At 61.3% G+C, this 15,858-nt stretch carries 15 protein-coding genes and 1 pseudogene; 7 read left to right on the forward strand and 9 right to left on the reverse strand.

Translation table 11 applies throughout. The features are described 5' to 3' along the window. Positions 1 to 69 precede the first annotated feature (69 nt). Positions 70 to 1,011 (reverse strand): phospholipase BipL, encoded by a 942-nt coding sequence (gene bipL, locus ACTD9P_RS01725; protein ID WP_438866534.1) that lies wholly within the window; start codon positions 1,009 to 1,011, stop codon positions 70 to 72. Positions 1,012 to 1,110: 99 nt separating this feature from the next. Between bipL and ACTD9P_RS01730 the strand changes: the two genes are divergently transcribed. The 4 genes from ACTD9P_RS01730 to ACTD9P_RS01745 all read left to right on the forward strand — a co-directional run bounded on the left by ACTD9P_RS01730 (position 1,111) and on the right by ACTD9P_RS01745 (position 3,767). Next, entirely contained in the window at positions 1,111 to 1,689 is a 579-nt protein-coding gene (locus ACTD9P_RS01730; RefSeq protein WP_438866447.1) for a DUF6436 domain-containing protein, read from the forward strand. Between the two features lie 94 nt (positions 1,690 to 1,783). Beyond that, positions 1,784 to 2,140, forward strand: a complete 357-nt coding sequence (locus ACTD9P_RS01735; protein ID WP_026013873.1) for an EamA family transporter — start codon at positions 1,784 to 1,786, stop codon at positions 2,138 to 2,140. After that, a complete protein-coding gene (locus tag ACTD9P_RS01740; protein WP_219269908.1) occupies positions 2,140 to 2,553 on the forward strand; it encodes a DMT family transporter in 414 nt (137 codons plus the stop codon). The genes ACTD9P_RS01735 and ACTD9P_RS01740 overlap by 1 nt, the downstream gene beginning before the upstream one ends. After that, entirely contained in the window at positions 2,550 to 3,767 is a 1,218-nt protein-coding gene (locus ACTD9P_RS01745; RefSeq protein WP_438866448.1) for a DegT/DnrJ/EryC1/StrS family aminotransferase, read from the forward strand. Before ACTD9P_RS01740 ends, ACTD9P_RS01745 begins: the two co-directional genes overlap by 4 nt. Here ACTD9P_RS01745 and ACTD9P_RS01750 read toward each other — a convergent pair. After that, entirely contained in the window at positions 3,745 to 4,623 is an 879-nt protein-coding gene (locus ACTD9P_RS01750) for a hypothetical protein (RefSeq protein WP_438866449.1), read from the reverse strand. The genes ACTD9P_RS01745 and ACTD9P_RS01750 overlap by 23 nt on opposite strands. Then, the gene (locus ACTD9P_RS01755; protein WP_438866450.1) at positions 4,620 to 5,726 is read right to left on the reverse strand and encodes a GNAT family N-acetyltransferase; all 1,107 of its coding nucleotides are present in this window, start codon (positions 5,724 to 5,726) and stop codon (positions 4,620 to 4,622) included. The genes ACTD9P_RS01750 and ACTD9P_RS01755 overlap by 4 nt, the downstream gene beginning before the upstream one ends. Before the next feature lie 158 nt (positions 5,727 to 5,884). On the opposite strand from ACTD9P_RS01755, the pseudogene ACTD9P_RS01760 reads away from it, so the two are divergent. Continuing rightward, positions 5,885 to 8,241 (forward strand): annotated as a pseudogene (locus ACTD9P_RS01760) (penicillin acylase family protein). Between the two features lie 145 nt (positions 8,242 to 8,386). Here ACTD9P_RS01760 and ACTD9P_RS01765 read toward each other — a convergent pair. Beyond that, complete coding sequence (locus ACTD9P_RS01765) at positions 8,387 to 9,289, reverse strand: AraC family transcriptional regulator (protein WP_438866451.1); 903 nt, start codon at positions 9,287 to 9,289, stop codon at positions 8,387 to 8,389. Positions 9,290 to 9,388: 99 nt separating this feature from the next. Between ACTD9P_RS01765 and ACTD9P_RS01770 the strand changes: the two genes are divergently transcribed. Further along, positions 9,389 to 9,742: a carboxymuconolactone decarboxylase family protein gene (locus ACTD9P_RS01770; RefSeq protein ID WP_058421201.1), complete on the forward strand. Its 354-nt coding sequence runs from the start codon at positions 9,389 to 9,391 to the stop codon at positions 9,740 to 9,742. Here ACTD9P_RS01770 and ACTD9P_RS01775 read toward each other — a convergent pair. Then, positions 9,720 to 10,685, reverse strand: coding sequence for a GlxA family transcriptional regulator (locus tag ACTD9P_RS01775; RefSeq protein ID WP_438866452.1), 966 nt, complete (start codon positions 10,683 to 10,685; stop codon positions 9,720 to 9,722). The genes ACTD9P_RS01770 and ACTD9P_RS01775 overlap by 23 nt on opposite strands. Before the next feature lie 301 nt (positions 10,686 to 10,986). Between ACTD9P_RS01775 and ACTD9P_RS01780 the strand changes: the two genes are divergently transcribed. Then, positions 10,987 to 11,628: an HD domain-containing protein gene (locus tag ACTD9P_RS01780; protein ID WP_438866453.1), complete on the forward strand. Its 642-nt coding sequence runs from the start codon at positions 10,987 to 10,989 to the stop codon at positions 11,626 to 11,628. Positions 11,629 to 11,753: 125 nt separating this feature from the next. Here the strand turns inward: ACTD9P_RS01780 and ACTD9P_RS01785 are convergent, their stop codons facing one another. The 4 genes from ACTD9P_RS01785 to ACTD9P_RS01800 form a co-directional block, all read right to left on the reverse strand. Then, positions 11,754 to 12,638 carry an ABC transporter permease subunit gene (locus ACTD9P_RS01785; RefSeq protein ID WP_034101352.1) on the reverse strand — a complete coding sequence of 295 codons (885 nt, stop codon included), beginning with the start codon at positions 12,636 to 12,638 and terminating at the stop codon, positions 11,754 to 11,756. Then, a complete protein-coding gene (locus ACTD9P_RS01790; protein ID WP_438866454.1) occupies positions 12,635 to 13,555 on the reverse strand; it encodes an ABC transporter permease subunit in 921 nt (306 codons plus the stop codon). The genes ACTD9P_RS01785 and ACTD9P_RS01790 overlap by 4 nt, the downstream gene beginning before the upstream one ends. Beyond that, positions 13,552 to 14,694 carry an ABC transporter ATP-binding protein gene (locus ACTD9P_RS01795; RefSeq protein WP_003195240.1) on the reverse strand — a complete coding sequence of 381 codons (1,143 nt, stop codon included), beginning with the start codon at positions 14,692 to 14,694 and terminating at the stop codon, positions 13,552 to 13,554. The genes ACTD9P_RS01790 and ACTD9P_RS01795 overlap by 4 nt, the downstream gene beginning before the upstream one ends. A 65-nt stretch (positions 14,695 to 14,759) precedes the next feature. Continuing rightward, positions 14,760 to 15,854: a polyamine ABC transporter substrate-binding protein gene (locus tag ACTD9P_RS01800; protein ID WP_438866455.1), complete on the reverse strand. Its 1,095-nt coding sequence runs from the start codon at positions 15,852 to 15,854 to the stop codon at positions 14,760 to 14,762. Positions 15,855 to 15,858 lie beyond the last annotated feature (4 nt).

Below are 15,858 nucleotides of genomic sequence, written 5' to 3' on the forward strand. Positions count from 1 at the left end.
GGTCAGTTAACAAATCAGTGACCGACACTCCGCTTTCGCGAGCAAGCCCGCTCCCACAATTAGATTGCGTTACTTCAGTTGGTCGGTGAGGAATTTGAAGTACTCATCGCGCATCTCTGGAATCTCATTGGCCAAGTGATGCCGACCACGCGGCAGCATCAACACCTGCGGCTGGTCGAACTTGCCGCGCAGCACCTGCAAGTTGTGCTGCCAGTCCACCGTCATATCTTCCTCACCCTGCACAATCACCGGCCGCCTTGAGCTGCGCGGGGCTGCTTCGATGCGTTTTATCCAACGCGCCAGCGCGCCCACCCAAGCGGTCGGCAGTTGGCGCGGCTGCAGTGGGTCAGCTTCCAGGAAGGGTTTGAACTTGGGATCGTGGGTGTTCTCGCTGAACCGCCGCGCAATGCCTTTGACGAACGGGCGCAACAGATAGTAGCTGACCTGCGACCAACCCCATGCACGCGGCCGTACCAGGGGCGAGAGCAGGAAGGTCTTGCCTTGGGCCGGGCTGTCGGCGCCGTGGTTGAGCAGATGGTCCACCACCACCGCGCCGCCGGTGCTTTGCCCGAACAGGTGCCACGGTTGCGGCAGTTGCAGCAAATGGGCCTGCGCAAACAACGCCTGCACCACATCCTGGTACACCGCAAAATCGTCGATGCTGGCGCGCGCACCACTGGAAAGCCCGTGGCCCGGCAAGTCGCAGGCGATCACCACAAACCCCTGGTCCAGCGCCCAGTCCACCACATGCCGGTACAGGCCCATATGGTCGTAGAAACCGTGGTACATGAACATTGTCGCCACTGGCACAGCCGGCCACCAGACTTGCGCCACCACCTGGAAGCCATCTACCTCAAAGCGCCCCAGACGGCTCACCGCAGGCACTTTGCGCGCGCCCAGGTCCAGCCCATAGAAACGCTGGTAGACCCGCGCCTCGGCGCTGAGCGGTTGCGCATCCACCAGTGGCCGCAAGCTCTCGCGCAGATGATCGGGGTCAAAACTCACAGGCATAAAGGCTTCCAGACTGACGGTGAAGATGAATATCGAGCTGCGATATTCATCTGTCAGGGCAAGCATGGCAAGCTACGCGACCTTCGAGGATAGTTCCGAATGCGACAACCCTACCGCTCTGCCTTGTTTGCCGGCCTGCTGTTGGTCATCTGCGCCGGCGTGCTGTGGGCGGCTTATGACTGGTTCCAGGGCCGCTACTTGCGCGCATTCAGCGAACACACTGCGGTGTTTTCCGGCGATTCGCTGCGCCTGCCCGCCGAACTCGCAGGCCCAGGCCCGATTCGCCTGGTGCACTTCTGGGACCCGGCCTGCCCCTGCAACGTCGGCAACCAGCAGCACTTGGGCGAACTGATCGAGCAATACGCGCCCCAAGGCGTCGAGTTTTATGCCCTGCAAAAAGCCGGCAGCCACGGCCAACTGCCCGACAATTTGCGCAAGATGAAACCGCTCAATGCCCTGCTCGGCGCCGAGCAAGTGCCGGCCACACCTGCTGTCGGCATCTGGGATCGCAGCGGCAAACTCGCGTATTTCGGGCCGTACAGCGAAGGACTGACGTGCAATTCGAGCAACAGTTTTATCGAGCCTATCCTCAAAGCCCTTGAGGCCGGGCGCGACGTCGATGCCACCCATACCCTGGCGGTGGGTTGCTATTGCCAGTGGAGCAAGGCGTCAAACTGAACGCTGGCTGTTCGACCGGCAAACTCCGATAACCTGGCCGGCAGGCTCCTGTATTGTAAGCGTCCAGTGACATTGCAAGCAGACACGAAACTCCATGAGCCAGTTAACCATCATCCTCTGGATGCTCAACGTTATCGTCGATACGTCCGGCCAACTCGCGTTCAAAGCCGCCGCCTCGGCCAGCGCCGAACATGACGGCCTCGCCCACTGGAAACACATGCTCAAGCGCCCGTGGATCTGGCTGGGGGTGATCTGCTATGTCTTCGAATTCGTGTTGTGGCTGGCGTTCCTGACGCTGGTGCCGTTGTCGGTCGGCGTGATGCTGGGCTCGATCAACATTGTGGTGATCATGATTGCCGGGCGTTTCCTGTTCAAGGAAAGCCTGAGCAAATGGCGGTTGATCGGCATCATGCTGATCGCCTGTGGCGTGACCGTCGTAGGGTTTGAATGATGAAACGTTTTTATATCCTGGGTTTTCTCGCGCTGATCATTTTCGACACCTTGGCGCAGGTCAGCTTCAAATTCGCCTCGGTGCATGCCGAACCGTTAACCATGGACGTCGCCTGGCTGGTGCGCGTGTTTGGCGCGCCGTGGATCTACGGCGCCTTTGTCGGCTATATCGGCGCGTTTTTCACCTGGATGACTTTGCTCAAATACGCGCCGGTAGGCCCGGCGTTTGCCGCCTCGCACCTGGAGTTGATCAGCGTCACGCTGATCTCGGTCTGGCTGTTCGATGACACCCTGACCTGGCCGAAAATCATCGGCGGCGCGCTGATCATCGCGGGCATCCTGTGCCTGGCGCGCAGTGAAGACAAAGAGAGCAAAACCGTCGAGGCCGAACCTTCGCAGCCACTGGTGTCATGAACAAAGAAATCCCGCCCACCGCCGGCCTGCCCTTGCGCGGGCGGGATTTGCTCAGTTTATCGGGCGACCTCGCGCAGTCGCTGGCCCGCCAGTTTTCGCTTCCATTGCCTGCACTGCCCTGCTCTGGCACCGCCGCGTTGATCATCGCCTTGCGCGTGTTGCAGCAGCGCATGCCCGGCCGCACTCGGCTGATTGTGCCGGCGTACACCTGCCCATTGGTGGCATTGGCCGCGCATTACTGCCCGCCATTGCGGGTGGTGCCCTGTGATTTGCAGCCCGCCAGCATTGACCTCGACGAGCACCACCTCAAGCAGCTGTGCGACGACAGCACCCTGGCCGTGGTGGTCACCCACCTGGCCGGGCGCGTGGCGGATGTAGACGCCGCCAAGCGTATTGCCGAATCAGTCGGCGCCGTGGTGATCGAAGACGCCGCCCAGGCGTTGGGCGCCCTCGACGATGGCCGCAGCGTCGGACTTAAAGGCGATGTAGGGTTTTTCAGCCTGGCGCTCGGCAAAGGCCTGACCACGGCCGAAGGCGGCGTGCTGTTCAGCCGCGACCCGGTGCTGCATCAGGCATTGCACCGCCAGTGCGCACAGGACCTGCCCTTCAGCCTGCGCTGGGAGCTGCAACGCAGCGCCGAGCTGTGGGGTTACGCCCTGCTTTACCAGCCGCGCGGCTTGCACTACGTGTACGGCAAAGCCTTGCGCACGGCGCTGGCGCAGGGCGACGAAGTGGCCGCCGTGGGTGATGATTTTTCGGTCAACGATATCCCGTTGCACCGCCTTGGCGGCTATCGGCAGAAGGTCGGCGCCGCCGCACTGGCGCGCCTGCCCGACTACTTGCAGCAAGGCCGTACCCGCGCCTTACGCCGGGCGGCACGCTTGAATGACTTACCCGGCGTCGCGGTGATCATGGACCGGCTGGGGCAGCAAGGCACCTGGCCGTTTTTGATGGTGCTGATGCCGACCGCACAGGCGCGTGATGCCGCCATGGCGAAGTTGTGGACATCCGGGCTGGGCGTGACGCGCCTGTTTATCCACACCTTGCCGGACTACCCCGCCGTCGCCCCGCTGTTGCAATCGGGCGGCGACATTACCCAGGCCCAGGCGTTTGCCAGCCGCACCCTGTCGATCAGCAACAGCCATTGGCTGACCGACGAACACTTCGAAAGCGTATTCGCCCAGCTACAGGTTATTCTCGCCAACCCTGATTGATACGGGCGACTAAGCGGCCATTCAGCTCGTTCTGCTGTGCTTGCCAGATCTGCACCTGCGCCGGCGGCAGTTCTTCCTGGCCATCGGAGGCACTCAACCAGCGTTTGAACTTGCTCTCATAGTGGTAAGCCGACACATCGCCGGTGATGTCCGCTCCGATGATCCGGCCCTGGCAAGCGTCGATCAGGTCGTTCAAATGCTGTTCCAGGAACTCGCCCTGGTCCCAATTGGTGTTGACCACTTCGGGGCTCAACACGTCTTTGTCGATGGACAGGTAAACCGGCAGCGTACGGTCCAACTGCGCCAGGAACGCACGCATCAGCTCATCGGCGTTGCTGAACGCACGGTTGCTGCGCCCGGCGCCGATCCAGTTCATCCAGCGCGTGTCGACGTTGACGTTCCAGTAGGTCAGCTTGCGTTTGAGCAGCGGCGACCAGTGATTCTCCCAGGCGTGGCCCAGGCCGATATCCTGGGAACCGATGCCCAATACATGCACATGCTCGACCTGGGGCAAACGGCTGGCCCAGTAAACCCATGAGCCGCAATGGATACCGAACGGGTAGCGCATGTTGTCGGGATGGTTGTCGCAAATGATCAGCTGGAACTTCTGCTGCGTCGGCAGGCGGTTCAGCAGCAGTTGGCTGAGGTGGTGATAATCGCCGCTGCCGGTGAACACACAGCCGTAATCGCTGGGCATCTGCGCATGCAGGGCAGTTTCCAGTTCCTTGAACTGCGCCCAGCGGCAACCGAAGCGGATTTTTTCCTGCCAGGCCTGCAGGGGCAAGGTGATCGCGCCGGGAATATCACTCACGGCACTGTCGAAATCGAGGATCAGCGGTGCGCGGTCCTGGCTCATTCGGGTTTCTCCTGCTGCCACTGCGCGTCGCTTTCAAAGTAATGGCGCAAACGCTTGCCGAGCTTGCGCAGCAGCGGGTTGCGGATCCAGACCAAATGGCGGGTGAAGGTAAAGTCGGCGCCGAGGCTGGCCTTGACCTGCGGGTCGGTCCAGCCCGCCACGTAAAATTTCAGCCCATTGGCCACGGCGTATTCCAGGTTCACAAACCAGCTGACGAAGTACAGGTTGAACTCCAACGCCTGCGGGTAGTTGAGCCCGATGTACTTGTCGAGCAGCTTGTCGCCCTCTACGTAGCACAGGTTGTAGCCGATGAGCTCGTCGCAATGCCAGTAGCAGAACACCCGCCCGTTGCTGGCGGCATCCTGCAACAAGCTGCGGAAAAACCCCGGGGTCAGCAGATCGAAATGGATTTCGCTCTGGTCGTACACCGCCTTGTACAGGCCGTACAACTGCGCAAGCCACGCCTCATCGTTGAAGCGCGCATCGCCAGTGTCCAGGACTTCCACCCGCAACGCCTCGCGGCTGCGCAGTTTGCGCCGGATATTGCGCCGACGGCTGTGGGACAAACGCGCCAGGTATTCGTCGATGCTGCTGAAGTTGATCGGCACGTAGGCCAATGCCTGGCCTTCCAGGCTGATAAAGCCGCGCCGGGTGCAGTCTTCGATCAAGGCTTGGGCGTAGCGGTTATCCGCCTCGCTGAGCAGCGGCGAGTCGCAGGGCACATCTTTTACGACCGTGAGTTTGCGCTGCGGCGCGCATTCTTCTTGCAGCCACTGCGCGAGGTCCTGGGGCGACACGTTGCGGGGCAATGGCGAATATTCACTGACCGTGGTGCCGACAAAGCAGCTATCGATACGCAGCCACGAACGCCACAAACTGAATGCAGGCCAGCCGCGCACACGCTCCACAAACGCGTCTTCGGCGGTGGTGAGCAGGTCGAACGGCGTAAAGAAGTACGGCAGGCCCTGGTCGGACAGCCGCGCGTCAAAGCCCACCGGCGGGTGCTGCAAGAAACGGCCGATCAGCGATGGCGCTTCCAGGCAGCACGCGTAGGCAGCCTCGCAGCGGCTGGAGTCTGGGATAGGTGGCGTGGCGCAAGTCATGGAAAAAAGCTCAAAGATGACCGGCGCAATAGTAGCTTATTCGACGTATTCGCCACTTGAACCTCGGCTGTCACAACGGCGTATCAGCAATTCCCGCAGTGCTCACCAAACCGATTAGACTCCGTTGACCTTCAAGGTGACTGACTCAAGGACCGTCCATGAAACGCAGCCTGACCGTGCTCGCTATCCTGATTGCCGCCCTCATGGCCGGCGCTGGCTGGTATGTCTACAGCAAGCAACCGACCCGCCAGGGCACCGAGACACTGGCCAACCTGCAAGGCGCAGTCACGGTGCGTTATGACGACCGTGGCGTGCCGCACATTCGCGCCGAGAACGAGACCGACCTGTATCGCGCCCTCGGCTATGTGCATGCCCAGGACCGGCTGTTCCAGATGGAGATCATGCGGCGCCTGGCCCGTGGCGAGCTGGCCGAGGTGCTGGGGCCTAAAGTGCTGGAGACCGACAAGCTGTTTCGCAGCCTGCGCATTCGCGAGCGCGCCTTGAGTTACGTCGAGCACATGGATCACGATTCGGCAGCCTGGAAGGCCTTGCAAGCCTACCTGGACGGCATCAACCAATATCAGGACAGCCACACCAGCCCCATGGAGTTTGACGTGCTGGGCATCCCTAAACGACGCTTTACCGCCGAGGACACCATCAGCGTGGCCGGGTATATGGCCTACAGCTTTGCTGCCGCGTTTCGTACTGAGCCGCTGCTGACTTACGTGCGCGACCAACTGGGCAATGACTACCTGAAAGTCTTCGACCTCGACTGGCAACCCAAGGGCGCCCTCAACCTGGCTGCCGGCGACTGGAAATCCCTCGGCGCCCTCGCCGCCTTGAGCGACAAGGCCCTGGCCGACAATGGCTTGCCGCAGTTCGAAGGCAGCAACGCCTGGGCTATCAGCGGCAGCCGCACCAAAAGCGGCAAACCGTTGCTGGCCGGTGACCCGCATATCCGTTTCTCGGTGCCGTCGGTGTGGTACGAGGCGCAGTTGTCGGCGCCGGGCTTTGAGCTGTACGGCTATCACAACGCACTGGTGCCGGTGGCGTTTTTGGGGCACAACCTGGATTTCGGCTGGAGCCTGACCATGTTCCAGAACGATGACCTCGACCTGATCGCCGAAAAGGTCAACCCGGACAACCCCAACCAGGTCTGGTATCACGGCCAATGGGTCAACCTGACCAGCAGCGAACAGCAGATTGCGGTCAAGGGCCAGGCGCCGGTGACGCTCACCCTGCGTCAGTCGCCCCACGGCCCGATCATCAATGACGTGCTCGGCGAGAATGCCGGCAGCACGCCGATTGCCATGTGGTGGGCGTTCCTCGACACCGAAGACCCGATTCTCGAAGGCTTCTACGAACTCAACCGTGCCGACACCCTGGCCAAAGTACGTGCGGCAGCGGCCAAGGTTTCCGCGCCGGGCCTGAATATCGTGTGGGCGAATGCCAAGGGTGATATCGGCTGGTGGGCAGCGGCGCAGTTGCCGATCCGCCCGGCTGGCGTCAACCCGGCATTCATTCTCGACGGTAGCACCGCCCAGGCCGACAAGCTGGGCTTCTACCCGTTCAGCGCCAACCCCCAGGAAGAAAACCCGGCCCGTGGCTACGTGGTGTCGGCCAACGCCCAGCCGGCCTCGCCCACTGGCATGGAGATCCCCGGTTACTACAACCTCGCCGACCGTGGCCAGCAGTTGAACGCGCAGTTGAGCGACAAAAGCGTGAAGTGGGACGTGAACAACAGCCAGGCCTTGCAACTGGGCACCACCACCGCCTACGGCCCACGCCTGCTGGCGCCGCTGTTGCCGGTGCTGCGTGAAGTGGTCAAGGACCCGGCGCAGTTGAAACTGGTGGAGCAGCTTGCAAGCTGGAAAGGCGACTACCCGCTGGACTCCACCAGCGCCACGCTGTTCAACCAGTTCCTGTTCAACCTCACCGACGCGGCCTTCCACCCTAAACTGGGCGACGCAATGTTCAAGACGCTACTCGGCACGCGGGTGATCGACGCCGCACTGCCACGCCTGGCCGCCTCAGCGGATTCGCCGTGGTGGAACGGCAAGCGCGCCGACACGGTAAAACTCGCCTGGGACAACAGCCTCGCGCACCTCAAGGCCACCTTGGCGATGACCCGTCGCAATGGCAGTGGGGCAAGGCCCACACCCTGACCCATGGCCACCCGCTGGGCATGCAGAAGCCGTTGGACATGATTTTCAACGTCGGCCCTTTCCCGGCGCCCGGCACCCACGAAGTGCCGAACAACCAATCGGCGATGATCGGCCCTGCGCCGTGGCCCGTGACCTATGGCCCGTCGACCCGCCGCCTGATCGACTTTGCCGACCCGGCCCACGCACTGACCATCAACCCTGTGGGGCAAAGCGGGGTGCCGTTTGACTCGCACTATGGCGACCAGGCGGAGACTTATATCGAGGGTGGGTACGAGCAGGCGCATTTCAGTGATGAAGAGGTGACGGCGAATACCCGTGGCACGCTGAAGCTGTTGCCAGCGAGAAAATAGTGCTGGAAGAATGCGGTCAATGTGGGAGCGGCGGTGCGACGATTCGACTTGCTCGCGAATGCGGAGTATCAGTCACCAGATGTATCGACTGGCACACCGCATTCGCGAGCAAGCCCGCTCCCACATTGGCTTTGTGTTGTAGCGACTAACGAGCTCGCATCCGCCCTGGCGCCTCGCCGTAGGTTTCCTTGAACTTCTTGCTGAACGCCGCCTGGGACTGATACCCCACCTGGGCGGCGATATCCAGCAGGCTCAGGCGCGATTGGCGCAGCAGGTTGAACGCCAGCTCCATGCGCAGCTGGGTCAGCAGCACCCACGGCGACACCCCCGCGACTTTCACAAACGCCCGCATGAAGGTGGCCCGCGACATGCTGGCTGCCGCCGCCAGGCTGTCGATGGTCCACTCATGGCCCGGCTCGGCCAGCATCGCCTGCCAGGCTTTGCTCAGGCGTTTGTCGGCGAGCAAGGCGAAGGTGCCTGCCACCGGCGCCTGACGGGCCAGCCAGGTGCGCAGGATCAGGGTGAACAAGGCCTGCGACAGCGCGTCGATAAACGAACGCGCGCCCAGTTGCTGGCCGTCCGCTTCGCTGCGCAACAAGGCAATCAGCGCAGCCAATTGCCCATCGCCCTCCCACTCACGGCTGGACACCACCAGGTAGTCCGGCAACGCACTGAGCAACAACGACTGGCGGTTGTAGCGAAAGCTGCCGCAGAGCATGTCCACGTCCGGCTGCTCTCCTCCCAGGCGGTGAATCGGCAACAGGCCACCCTCGATGATGGTCTGCGCCACCGGTTTTACCCGCGCGCCCTGGCTGCGCACCAGATGCGTCGCGCCACCGGGCATCAACAGGATGTCGCCCTCCTCCAGCGTCACCTGCTGGCCGCCCGACAACTCGGCGTGGCAGGTGCCCGCCAGCACGATGTGATACGGCGCCACGCCCAGCGGCTCAGGCTCATGGTCCATGGCCCACGCGCCCTGGAACTGGCAGCGCAGGTCCAGGCTGCCACGCAGGTTGGCCAACGCAATCAGGGTGTCGATGGAGTTCATTTGCGAGCATCGATCAAAAAGGTGAGTGGATCGAACAAAAGCGCCCAACCTGAACCGCGCACACTGGCTTCACACCCAACCCGTTCAGGAGTTACCGCAATGTTCAATAACTGGTCCAACTTGCTTGCTAACGTGAATAAAACCTTTGGCGCGCTGGGCAAGAGCAACCCGAAGATGGTCAAAGCCTACATGGCGCTGGGCGAGGCTGCCGAGGAAAACAATGTACTCGACGCCAAGACCCGTGAGCTGATTTCCATCGCCGTGGCCATCACCACCCGCTGCGACGGCTGTATCGCCGCGCATGCCGACGCGGCGATCAAGGCCGGCGCGACCCGCGAAGAAGTCGCCGCCACCCTGGCCACCGCCATCTCGCTGAATGCCGGTGCTGCGTACATCTACTCGTTGCGCGCGCTGGAAGCCTACGACACGCTCACACCGGCGCCGCAAAGTTAAGCCGGAACTGTTGCGGCGTCACGCCCAGCCGGCGGTTGAACACACTGCGCATGTGCTGGGCGTCCCGAAAACCGCATTGGTAGGCCACAGTTTTCAGCGGTGCGGGGCTGCTTTCGAGCATCACCCGCGCCGCGTCCACCCGCGCCCGCTCGACAAACTCGGCAGGCGTTATGCGCGCTTCACGGGCAAACACCCGAGAAAAATTACGCGCGCTCATATTGGCGGCCTTGGCCAGGTCGGCAATGCCCAAATCCCCGGTCAAGTTCGCCAGCACGTACAACTGCACCATCGCCACCGCCGAGGTGCTTTTGGCGTGGGGCGTGAGGAACGGGCTGAACTGCGACTGCCCGCCCGCGCGCTGGGTAAATACCACCAAGCGTTTGGCCACGCTCAACGCGACTTCCGGGCCATGGTCCTGGGCCAGCAGGTACAGCGACAGGTCGATACCAGCCGTGACGCCCGCCGAGGTGTAGAGATTGCCGTCCTGCACGTAGAGCCGGTCGGCATCCACGTGGGCCGAGGGGCACAGGCGCGCCAGGTCGGCGGCATCGTTCCAGTGCGTGGTGACGGTTTTGCCATCCAGCAATCCGGCGCGCGCCAGCATGAAGGCGCCATTGCAGATCGAGCCGAAACGCTGTGCGCGGGCGGCGGCGCCGCGTAGCCAATCATCAAACTGGGCGCCGAAATCCTCGAAGGGCAGCTGTGGGCCACCGGCGACCAGTAGCAGGTCATAGGCTTGCAGGGCCTCGAGGTAGTGCCGATGGGCCTGCAATGCCAGGCCGTTGGAGGCTGCCATGGTGCCGTGGACCAAGCCGATCACTTCAAGCTGATAGTGGTCTTCAGGCGGCAGAAAACGATTGGCCTCGCAGAACACATCCATGGGGCCGGTCACGTCCAGTGACTGGACGCCGGGGAAGATCAGGATGGCGACGGTTTTGCCCATGCTGCAAACACCTTTTCTAACTGAATAAATGCAAAACCCCTGTGGGAGCGGGCTTGCTCGCGAATGCGGTAGTTCAGTTGACACATGCATTAACTGACATACCGCTTTCGCGAGCAAGTCGAATCGTCGCACCGCCGCTCCCACATTTGATCTTCACAGGCCTCAAGAGACTGTTCAGGCTGGCACGATGTGCAACCACATTGGCCGACATCGCACCCTCGCGGCGATAGCCCCTTCGCGGGTACGCGACCAGACTTCACTCATCGGCGCCACCCCCGGCGCTTTGTTGAGGAGAACGACCATGAGCAACTCCATCGCCGGCATCCAGATCCCGGACAGCGCCCTGGCCAAGGCCACCACCGAATACATCCGCGACGTCGAGTCCGACTTGCTTTACCACCACTCGCGCCGGGTGTTTCTGTTCGGCGCGTTGAGCGGTGAGCGCAAGCAAATGGCCTACAACCCCGAGCTGCTTTACGTCGGCGCGATGTTCCACGACCTGGGCCTGGTTGAAGGCCATCGCAGTGACAATGAGCGCTTCGAAGTGGACGGCGCCAACGCAGCGGCCGCATTCCTCAAGCCTTACGGGTTGAGCGATGACGATATCGAACAAGTCTGGTTGTCGATCGCCCTGCACACCACGCCGGGCGTGCCGCAGCATTTGCGCCCGACCGTGGCGCTGGTGACCGCCGGCGTTGAGATGGACGTGCTGGGCATGGACTACGCCGCCTTTTCCAGCGTGCAGCGCGAAGCTGTGGTGCATGCGCATCCACGCGGCGAAGGGTTCAAGGAATGCATCATCTGCGCGTTTGCCGACGGCTTGCGCCATCGCCCGCAGACCACGTTTGGCAACGTGAAGACCGATGTGCTGGTGGACCAGGAGCCGGGGTTCAAGCCGATGAACTTTGTCGAGGTGATTCGCAAGTCGCCGTGGGCTGCCTGACCAGATCGTTCCCACGCTCTGCGTGGGAATGCAGCCATGGACGCTCCGCGTCCGCTCTTGGAAGCGTGACGCAGAGCGTCAGAGGAGGCGTTCCCACGCGGAGCGTGGGAACGATCTTTATCAAGTTAGACCGGCGCAGGCGCCCGGCGCTTGTCCGGTTGCTGCCAACCGTCCGCCGCCGCTTCTTCGATGGCTTGTTGAATCGCCTTCTTGCGCATCTCTTCGGCCCGACGGCTGAAGAACCACACCAGGAAGGTCACCAGCGACACCGCCAGCAGAATCAAACTGGCCACGGCGTTGATCTCGGGTTTAACCCCCAGACGCACCGCCGAGAACACTTCCATCGGCAACGTCGTCGAACCCGGCCCCGACACGAAGCTGGCCAGTACCAGGTCGTCCAGCGACAGCGCGAACGACATCATGCCGCCCGCCGCCAGCGACGGCGCGATCATCGGGATGGTGATCAGGAAGAACACCTTCCATGGCCGCGCGCCCAAATCCATCGCCGCTTCTTCGATCGACAGGTCCAGCTCACGCAAGCGCGCCGACACCACGACCGCCACGTACGCCGCACAGAAGGTGGTGTGGGCGATCCAGATGGTGACGATGCCACGCTCCTGGGGCCAACCAATCATCTGCGCCATGGCCACAAACAGCAGCAACAGCGACAGACCGGTGATCACTTCGGGCATCACCAAGGGCGCCGTCACCAGGCCGCCGAACAGCGTGCGGCCCTTGAAGTGACTGATACGGGTGAGCACGAACGCCGCCAGCGTACCCAATGCCACCGCCGCAATGGCGGTGTAGCAGGCGATTTCCAGAGAGCGTGCCACCGAGCCCATCAACTGGGTGTTGTCCAGCAAGCCCACGTACCACTTGATCGACCAACCGCCCCACACCGTCACCAGTTTGGATTCGTTGAACGAGTAGATCACCAGGATCAGCATCGGCAGGTAGATAAACAGCAACCCCGCCACCAGCATGAAACTCGAGAAACTGAAGCGCTTCATATCTTGCCCTCCATCTCTTTGGCTTGGCTGCGGTTAAACAGGATGATCGGCACGATCAGGATCGCCAGCATCACCACCGCCAGGGCAGACGCCACCGGCCAGTCACGGTTGTTGAAGAACTCTTGCCACAGCACTTTACCGATCATCAGGGTTTCCGGGCCGCCGAGCAGTTCAGGAATCACGAACTCGCCCACCACCGGGATAAACACCAGCATGCAACCGGCGATGATGCCGTTCTTGGACAGCGGCACGGTGATTTTCCAGAAGCTGTTGAAGGTGCTCGAACCGAGGTCCGATGCGGCTTCCAGCAGGCTCTGGTCGTGTTTGACCAGGTTGGCGTACAGCGGCAGGATCATGAACGGCAGGTACGAATAGACCACGCCGATATACACCGCAATGTTGGTGTTGAGGATCTGCAGCGGCTCGTTGATCAGCCCGATGGACATCAGGAAGCCATTGAGCAAGCCGTTGTTGCTGAGGATGCCCATCCACGCATACACGCGGATCAGGATCGCGGTCCAGGTCGGCATCATGATCAGCAGCACCAGCACGGTCTGCATTTCTTTGCGGGCGCTGGCAATGGCGTACGCCATCGGGTAGCCGATCAACAGGCACAAAAGAGTGCTGAAAAACGCCATCTTCAGCGAGCCCAGATAGGCGGCGATGTACAGCTCATCGTCGCCGAGCATCGCGTAGTTGCCCAGGTTGAGCACCAGTTGCAGCTTTTGCTCAACGAAGGTGTAGATCTCGGTGTAAGGCGGGATCGCCACGTCGGCTTCGGCAAAGCTGATCTTCAGGACGATGAAGAACGGCAGCGCAAAAAACAGGAACAGCCAGAGGAAAGGGATCCCGATGACCACATGCCGGCCACCGGGTGTTATTCGTTGCAGCTGGCGTTTGAATTTCTTCATGTTCATGAGCGAAGCACCACGCCGCTGTCGTCTTCCCACCACACGTACACCTGGTCACCCCAGGTTGGGCGCTGGCCACGGCGTTCGGCGTTGGCCACAAAGGACTGCACCAGCTTGCCGCTCGGCAGTTCCACGTAGAACACTGAGTGGCCGCCGAGGTAAGCGATGTCGTGCACCTTGCCGCTGGACCAGTTGTGTTCGCAGGTCGGCATTTCGGTGGTGACCAGCAGTTTTTCCGGGCGGATCGCGTAGGTCACCGACTTGTCTTCCACCGAGGTGGCGATGCCGTAGCCCACGTAGATGTCGCGGTCCAGATCCGGGCACTTGAGCACCGCGTGGCCTTCGGCGTCGTCCACCACTTGGGTGTCGAAAATGTTGACGTTGCCGATGAACTCGCACACCAGGCGGCTGGTTGGGGTTTCGTAGATGTCGATCGGGCTGCCGATCTGCGCGATCCAGCCCAGGTGCATGATCGCGATACGCTCGGCCATGGTCATGGCCTCTTCCTGGTCGTGGGTCACCATCACGCAGGTCACGCCCACGCGCTCGATGATTTCCACCAGTTCCAGCTGCATCTGCGAACGCAGTTTTTTGTCCAATGCGCCCATCGGCTCATCGAGCAGCAGCAGTTTCGGGCGCTTGGCCAGGGAACGTGCCAACGCCACACGCTGACGCTGGCCACCGGACAGCTGGTGCGGCTTGCGCTTGGCGTACTGGCTCATCTGCACCAGCTTGAGCATCTCGGCCACGCGGGCGTCGACTTCAGCCTTGGGGATCTTGTCCTGTTGCAGGCCGAAGGCGATGTTCTGCGCCACGGTCATGTGTGGGAACAAGGCGTAGGACTGGAACATCATGTTGATCGGCCGCTCGTAGGGCGGCATGTCGGTGATGTCCACACCGTCGAGGTAGATGCGACCTTCCGTTGGGCGCTCGAAGCCTGCGAGCATGCGCAGCAGGGTGGATTTGCCCGAACCCGAGCCGCCGAGCAAGGCGAAGATCTCGCCTTTTTTGATTTCCAGGGACACATCGTCCACGGCAATCGTCTCGTCGAACTTCTTCGTGACCCGGTCGATTTTGACCAACACCTTTTTCGGTGTCTGGTCGCCCTCGAGGGCTTTCTTATAGGCGCCGGAGGCAACTGCCATTTACGAAACTCCCAACAAAATTTGAGGTTCGCCCAAGACGGGCGAAACCTTGGATAGTTTGAGCTTTACTTGCCCGTCTTGACCTTGGTCCAGCTACGGGTCATTAAACGTTGCACTTTCGGGGGTAGCTCGAAGTTGACGAAAGTCCGGTCGAGAACCGCCTGCGGTGGGTAAACCGCTGCGTCAGTGCGTATCGATTGCTCCATCAGTTTGTCCGCCCCCGGGTTAGGGTTGGCATAACCGACTTGATCACTGACCTGAGCGATCACCTCAGGTTGCAGTAAATAGTTGATGAAGGCGTGGGCCTCTTTGACGTTGGCGGCATCCGCCGGAATCGCCAGCACGTCAAACCACAAATTGCCGCCTTCTTTGGGAATCGTGTAGGCGATGTTTACGCCTTTGCCAGCTTCAGCCGCACGGGCCTTGGCCTGGAACACATCACCGGAGAAACCGGCCGCCACGCAAATGTTGCCGTTGGCCAGGTCCGAGATGTATTTGGAAGAATGGAAATAGGTCACGTAGGGCCGGACTTTGAGCAGCTTCTCTTCGGCCTTCTTGTAGTCTTCGGGGTTGGTGCTGTTGGGGTTCAGGCCCATGTAGTTGAGCACGGCCGGCAGCATTTCATCGGCCGAGTCCATGAACGAAACGCCACAGGTGGCGAGCTTCTTCATGTTCTCCGGTTCGAACAGCACGGCCCAGGAATCGATATGGTCGACGCCCAGCACTTCTTTGACTTTGTCGACGTTGTAACCGATGCCGTTGGTGCCCCACAGGTACGGCACGGCGTACTGGTTACCCGGATCGTTCTTTTCCAGGCGCTTGAGCAGCGCCGGGTCCAGGTTGGAATAGTTCGTCAGTAATGACTTGTCGAGCTTCTGGAACGCCCCGGCCTTGATCTGCTTGCCGAGAAAATGGTTGGACGGCACCACCACGTCGTAACCGGTACGACCGGCGAGCAACTTGCCTTCCAGGGTTTCGTTGGAATCAAACACGTCATACACGGGCTTGATGCCTGTCGCCTTTTCAAAATTGGCCAGGGTGTCCGGGCCAATGTAGTCCGACCAGTTATAAATATGCACCGTCGGTGCGGCCTGCACGCTCACAGCCAGCGTGATACCTGCACCCACCAGCATGGCTTTGCGAAATAAAGAAATTGGCAAGTGG

The sequence above is a fragment of the Pseudomonas onubensis genome (genome assembly GCF_965653655.1).
Taxonomy (GTDB): Bacteria; Pseudomonadota; Gammaproteobacteria; order Pseudomonadales; family Pseudomonadaceae; genus Aquipseudomonas.